Raw genomic sequence first — 6,234 nt, 5'->3', positions numbered from 1 at the left:
GCGCTGCTGCACCCCGCGCTCGCCGGCGGCGCGGGGTGCAGCAGCGCCTGCTCCATGCCGACCGGGTCCGCCGCGCCGCTCAGGCCGAGCTTGCGCGAGCAGGAGGGCCAGGCGCGCCAGCCCTGCCGGGCGAGCACGCGCTCGGCGGTGACGATCTGCTGCTCGCGGGTGGCCAGGTCGGCGCGGGGGGCGAACTGGCCGCCGCCGAAGCCGGTCCACGTGCGGGAGCTGAACTGCAGCCCGCCGTAGTAGCCGTTGCCGGTGTTGATGCGCCAGTTGCCGCCCGACTCGCACTGGGCGAGGCGGTCCCACTCGGAGACCGGGGCCGCGGACGCGCCGCCGGCGGTGCCGATCACGGCCGCGCCGGTGGCGGCCGCCGCGGCGGTGGCCAGCAGGGCGCGGCGAACGGGGCGTGCGGACACGAGGGTGCGACGGATCGCAGACATGGAGACCTCCAACGCCTGCGAGGTGAGCTGTCGGGTTCGGGTCGAAGGTTGTTGACCCGGCCGCGCGGACGCGGCTTCACCCCGAGGACTCCCGGTGCACCGTCGGTGCGCCGCTCGTCCGAGGAACCATGGGTCCCCCGCTCCTGCCCCCTGGATCTGCTACCGGCGCGGTGGGCAGGACTCGGCGTGTCCGCTGCCGTGCCCCTGACGGAGTCGGGGACGGCTCGACGGTAACAAGACGGAGGCCTCCCGTACACCACCCGGACGCCCGGACGTGGCGCACGTCACGTCCGGGCGCCGCGGGTGCGTCAGCTGTTGGCGAGCAGCTTGGCGACGGCTTCCTCGATGCGGGGGGTGAAGTCGCCCGCCCGCTCGCCCGGCTGGCCGTGCAGGGGCTCGCCGAACGTCACGCTGACGGGCGGGCGGCCCTTGGCGGGCCAGTTCCGGCGCGGCGGCATCGCGTCGAAGGTGCCGCGCAGCGCGATCGGCACGACCGGCACGCCCGCCTCCAGGGCCAGGTAGGCCGCGCCCTTCTTGAAGGGGCGCACCTCGCCGGTGTAGCTGCGGCCGCCCTCGGCGAAGATCACCAGGCTCCAGCCGTCGGCCAGCAGGCGCGAGGACGCGCTCGCGCCCGGCCCGCCGCGCCGGTCCAGCGGGAAGGTCCCGATGACCAGGCCCGAGGGCGCCGAGCGCCACCAGACGTCGAAGAAGTAGTCCGCGGCGGCGGCGATGGCCACGCGGCGCCGCCGCCGCGGCCCGAGCGCCTGCAGGATCACCGGGGCGTCCAGGTGCGAGGAGTGGTTGGCCACCAGCACGGCCGGCCCGCCCAGGCGGTCCAGCACCTCCGCGCCGTGCACCGAGATGGACAGCTCCGCGCGCAGCACCGGCGACAGCAGCGCCCGCTGCAGCACGGAGCGCACGGCCGTCGCCGGGGCCGAGCGCACCCAGTCGTTGCGGTGGACCCGGCGTCCGCCCTTGTCGTCGCCCGGGTCGGGAGCCAGGCCGGAACGCCTGCGCCGCAACGGCAGCGCCCGCACGATCCGGTTCGGCCGGGGGAGCCCCATCAACATCGCCATCCTTCGGTCCTCGACACCGGCGGTCAGTGACGGTGAAGAGCGCACGAGGCGCATCCTGCCACGGACGGGGTCAGTCCGTGCCGGCCAGGACCTGCTGCGGCACCCGCAGCCGCCGTGCCGGCGAGGACGCCGCCCAGTCGGCCACGGGCCAGCGCGAGGCCCGCGCGGCCCGGAACAGCGGCACGTCGGGGGAGACGGCCGTCGGGTTGCCCACGGTCCGCAGCAGCGGCACGTCGGAGTGGGAGTCGGCGTAGGCGTAGCTGGCCGACAGGTCCGCCCCCTCCACCTCCGCGTAGCGGCGCAGCCACGCCGCCCGCGCCTCGCCGACCAGCGGCGGGGAGGTGAGGAAGCCGCTCGCCCGCCGGTGCCCGGCAGCGTCGCGCTCCTCGTCCAGCTCGGTGCACACGACCTCGTCGAAGAGCCCGGCCAGCGGGCGGGTGACCTGGCGCACGTCCCCGGTTATGAGGATCGTGCGGTGCCCGGCGTCGCGGTGCGCCTGGATGCGCCGCAGCGCGTCGGAGGAGACCTGCTCCAGGAAGCGCGGGGCGAAGACGTCGTCGACGTGGGTCTCCAGGACGTCCAGGTCCACCCCGGCGTAGCCGCGGAACAGCGAGCGCAGGAAGCTGCCGCGGTCGCGGCGCTCGGCGGCGATCCAGCCCGGCAGGTGCCGCATGACGCGCCCGAACTCGGCGATGCGGGCGGGGGCGTCCAGCTGCGACAGGCGCAGGCTCAGGTAGGTGTCCACGACCGTGCCGGGCAGCAGGGTGCCCGCGAGGTCGAAGACGGCCAGCACCGGCGCGGCGCCCGCCGCGACCGGCTTCGGCGGGCGCAGGCCGGTGACCTCGGCCTGCTTGCGCCGGCGGCGGATCTCCTCGTACTTGCGCATCTGGGTGGTCACCGACGGGCAGTGCGTCTTCTCGAAGTACTGCTCCCAGTCCACGACGGCGGTGTCGAAGCCGAACAGCTCGACGTCGGCCGGGTCCAGGGAGCGGTGCAGCGCGAGGGCGTTGTCGTCCACCAGGCGCAGCTCGGCCTCGGTGTAGGCCTTGTAGAGGTCCATGTAGCGCCGGGCGAAGTCCACCTGGCCGCGGGCCTTGTCGAGCTTGCGCGAGGCCGCGCGCACCCGCTCCGAGCGCGGGGCCAGCGCGAGGACCCGGTCGCCCAGGCGGGCCAGGCGCTCACCGGTGCGCACCTGCCGCTCGACCTTGTCGACGCCGGGGAAGTCCCACGTCGGCAGCACCTCGGGGGAGGAGTCGAAGGGGTGCTCGGTGAAGTAGGCCCGCACGTGCTCGTAGAGGTCGCGGAAGGTCGTGGGGTTCCGGTTGCCCGAGGACACGTGGTAGTAAGCGGGCTGCGACAGCGGCGGCGGGGTGGCCGAGGCCTTGAGGATCGCGTTGACGACGTGGTCGATGGGCACGATGTCGACCACCGAGTCGGGGGCGGCCGGGAACTCCGTCAGCTCCCCGCGGCCGTAGGCCAGGATGATCGGCTCGGCCATCTTGAAGCCCTCGATCCACCCCGGGTAGGGGTGCTTCAGGGCCGACTCCACGATGCTCGGGCGCAGGATCGTCGTGGGGACCACCGGCGCGGCCAGCTCCTCCACGCAGCGCTCGCCCATCGACTTGGTGAACGTGTAGCAGTCCGTCCAGCCCAGCGTGCGGCCCCGCTCCTTGCCGGCCGCCTTCTGCTGCTCGGCGACCCACTGGCGGCGGCGCTCCTCGGCCGCGGCCGCCACCGTCAGCGGCCCGGCGCGGCCGTGGTCGCGCTCGGCGGCGCGCAGGAAGCGGCGCAGCTGCGCGTCCAGGCGGGAGTCCTCCTCGATCCGCTCCGCCAGCCGCATGCCGGCCGCGGTCTCGGCGCGCCAGTCCACGGTGTGGTCCACGGCCCGCTCGGGCACCGCGCCGCGGCGGCGGCCGCCGACGTAGGCGGTGGAGATGTGCACGTAGTGGACCGGGCGCCCCTGCGCCTCGCTGACGGCCAGCGTGCGCTCCACCAGCTGCCGGGTGCCGAGCACGTTGGTCGTGAAGGCGTCCTGGATCAGCGGGTCGAAGGACACGTCGCCGGCGCAGTGCACGACGACGTCGATGCCCTCCGGCAGCTCCGGGACGGCGGCCAGGTCGCCCTCCAGCGCCTCCACGCGGGTCTTGAGCAGGTCGTCGGCCTCGCCGGCGGCGTGGAAGATCTGCTTGCGCAGCACCGAGCGCAGCCGGTCCTCGCCGCTCTGACCGGGCTTGGGGCGCACCAGGGCGACCACGGAGGTGCCGGGCAGGTCGACGAGCAGCCGCTGCATCAGCGCCTCGCCGATGAAGCCGGTGACCCCGGTCAGCAGGAACCGCTTGCCGTCGAGCTGCTCAGCCAATCGCACCGGGGAATCCTGCCACGACCGCGGGCCCGCCCCGTCACGCCGTCGGCGCGCCGTGGCCCCGCCGCGCTCCCGCCGCGTGTCCCGGCGTGCTCGCGCGGGGGCGCTCGGGCATCCTGCGGGGAGGTCCCACCCGCGAGGAGGCGGTCGTGAGAAGGCTGGACATCCGCTCGACCCTGGTCTGGAGCGCCGTCGCGGTCGTCGGCGCGGTGGCCTGGACGGTCCTGGCGCTGGCCCGCGGGGAGTCGGTGAACGCGCTGTGGATCCTCTTCGCCGCGCTCGCCTCCTACGCGATCGCCTACCGCTTCTACGCCCGCTTCATCACCTACCGGGTGCTGCGCGCCGACGACCGGCGGGCCACCCCGGCCGAGCGCCTGGGCAACGGCGTCGACTTCGAGGTCACCGACCGGCGGGTCCTCTTCGGCCACCACTTCGCGGCGATCGCCGGCGCCGGCCCGCTCGTGGGCCCGGTGCTGGCCGCCCAGATGGGCTACCTGCCCGGCACGATCTGGATCGTCGTGGGGGTGATCTTCGCCGGGGCGGTGCAGGACCTCACCGTGCTCTTCTTCTCGATGCGCCGCGACGGCAAGAGCCTGGGGCAGATGGTCCGCGAGGAGATCGGCCCGGTGGGCGGCGCGGCGGCGCTGGTGGCGGTGTTCGCCATCATGATCATCATCCTGGCGGTGCTCGCGCTCATCGTCGTCAACGCCCTCGCGGACTCCCCGTGGGGGGTCTTCTCCATCGCGCTGACCGTCCCCATCGCCCTCTTCATGGGCGTCTACCTGCGCTACCTGCGCCCCGGCCGGGTGCTGGAGGCCACCGGGATCGGCGTCGCGCTGCTGCTGGCCGCCATCGTCGGCGGCGGCTACGTGGAGCGCTGGGGGCTGGCCGAGGCGCTCACCCTGAGCCCGGAGACCCTCGTCGTGGCGCTCGTCGCCTACGGCTTCGTGGCCTCCGTGCTGCCCGTCTGGCTGCTGCTGACGCCGCGCGACTACCTGTCGACCTTCATGAAGATCGGCGTCATCGCGCTGCTGGCGGTGAGCCTGCTGGTGGCGCGGCCGGTGCTGGCCAACGACGCGGTGACGAGCTTCGCCCGCGAGGGGGACGGGCCGGTCTTCGCGGGCTCGCTCTTCCCGTTCGTCTTCATCACCATCGCCTGCGGCGCGCTCTCGGGCTTCCACGCCCTCATCGCCAGCGGCACGACGCCGAAGATGGTCGCCAAGGAGCGCCAGGTCCGCCTCATCGGCTACGGCGGGATGCTCATGGAGAGCTTCGTGGCGATCAGCGCGCTCATCGCCGCGTCCGTCATCGACCAGAGCCTCTACTACGCGGTCAACTCCCCGGCCGGCGCCACCGGCGGCACCCCCGCCACCGCGGCCGAGTTCGTCAGCGGCCTGGGCTTCGCGACGACGCCGGAGGCCCTGGAGGCGGCGGCCCGCGCGATCGGCGAGGAGAGCGTCGTCTCGCGCACGGGCGGGGCGCCGGCGCTGGCGCTGGGCATCTCGCAGGTCTTCCACACCGCGTTCGGCGGCGGGCTGCAAGCCTTCTGGTACCACTTCGCGATCATGTTCGAGGCGCTGTTCATCCTCACGGCCGTCGACGCGGGCACCCGGGTGGGCCGCTTCATGCTCCAGGACACCGTCGGCAACGTCTGGAAGCGCTTCGGCGACCTGTCCTGGCGGCCGGGCAACGTCATCGCCAGCGCCGTCGTCGTCGCGGCCTGGGGCTACTTCCTCTACGCGGGCGTCACCGACCCCCTGGGCGGCATCAACCAGCTCTTCCCGCTCTTCGGCATCGCCAACCAGCTGCTCGCCGCCATCGCCCTCACGCTGGCCACGACGCTGCTCGTCAAGCACGGCCGCGCCCGCTACGCGTGGGTGACCGGCGTGCCGCTGGCCTGGGACCTGGTGACCACGATGACCGCCAGCTGGCAGAAGGTCTTCTCCGACGCCCCGACCATCGGCTTCTTCGCCCAGCGCGCCCGCTACGCCGACGCGCTCGCGGCCGGGGAGGTCCTGGCGCCGGCGCAGGACGCCGCCCAGATGCAGCAGGTCGTCACCAACTCCACCGTCAACGGCGTCCTGCAGGCGCTGTTCGCGGTGCTCGTGCTCGTCGTCGCCGTCAACGCCGCGGTCGTCGTGGTGCGCGCGCTGCGGGCGGGGTCGCTGCCGACCCGGGAGGTGCCGGCGACGCCGTCGGCGCTCGTGGAGCCGGCGGGGCTGGTCGTCGACGCCGCCGAGCGCGCCCACCTGCGGGAGCTGCGCGCGGAGCTGGAGCGGGCCGCCGGCGGGGTGCGCCGGTGAGGCGGCTGGTGGCGGGGGTGCGCTGGTACCTGCGCGAGATCGGCGGG

General features: G+C 74.4%; 4 protein-coding genes and 1 riboswitch. Of the genes, 1 reads left to right on the top strand and 3 read right to left on the bottom strand.

The window, feature by feature from the left end:
• From GTQ99_RS26330 to GTQ99_RS18440, 3 genes are all read right to left on the bottom strand, one after another.
• Positions 1-446: transglycosylase family protein (locus GTQ99_RS26330; RefSeq protein WP_166617183.1), on the bottom strand; the 446-nt coding region annotated here is incomplete at its 3' end.
• Positions 444-643, bottom strand: a riboswitch (cyclic di-AMP (ydaO/yuaA leader). It overlaps the preceding gene by 3 nt.
• Positions 644-754: 111 nt before the next feature.
• Entirely contained in the window at positions 755-1,522 is a 768-nt protein-coding gene (locus GTQ99_RS18445; protein WP_166617182.1) for a lysophospholipid acyltransferase family protein, read from the bottom strand.
• Between the two features lie 70 nt (positions 1,523-1,592).
• Positions 1,593-3,887, bottom strand: a complete 2,295-nt coding sequence (locus GTQ99_RS18440; protein ID WP_166617181.1) for an SDR family oxidoreductase — start codon at positions 3,885-3,887, stop codon at positions 1,593-1,595.
• A gap of 146 nt (positions 3,888-4,033) precedes the next feature.
• Here GTQ99_RS18440 and GTQ99_RS18435 point away from each other — a divergent pair, with 146 nt between their 5' ends.
• Positions 4,034-6,187: a carbon starvation CstA family protein gene (locus GTQ99_RS18435; RefSeq protein WP_338075095.1), complete on the top strand. Its 2,154-nt coding sequence runs from the start codon at positions 4,034-4,036 to the stop codon at positions 6,185-6,187.
• Positions 6,188-6,234 lie beyond the last annotated feature (47 nt).

Source organism: Kineococcus vitellinus, from assembly GCF_009906315.1.
Lineage (GTDB): Bacteria > Actinomycetota > Actinomycetes > Actinomycetales > Kineococcaceae > Kineococcus > Kineococcus vitellinus.
This window is presented reverse-complemented; position numbering and strand designations above follow the sequence as displayed.

What these genes read in the sequence shown, in the direction of transcription:
- GTQ99_RS18445 (WP_166617182.1), bottom strand. Translation starts at nt 1,522, where the DNA reads ATGGCGATGTTGATGGGGCTCCCCCGGCCGAACCGGATCGTGCGGGCG.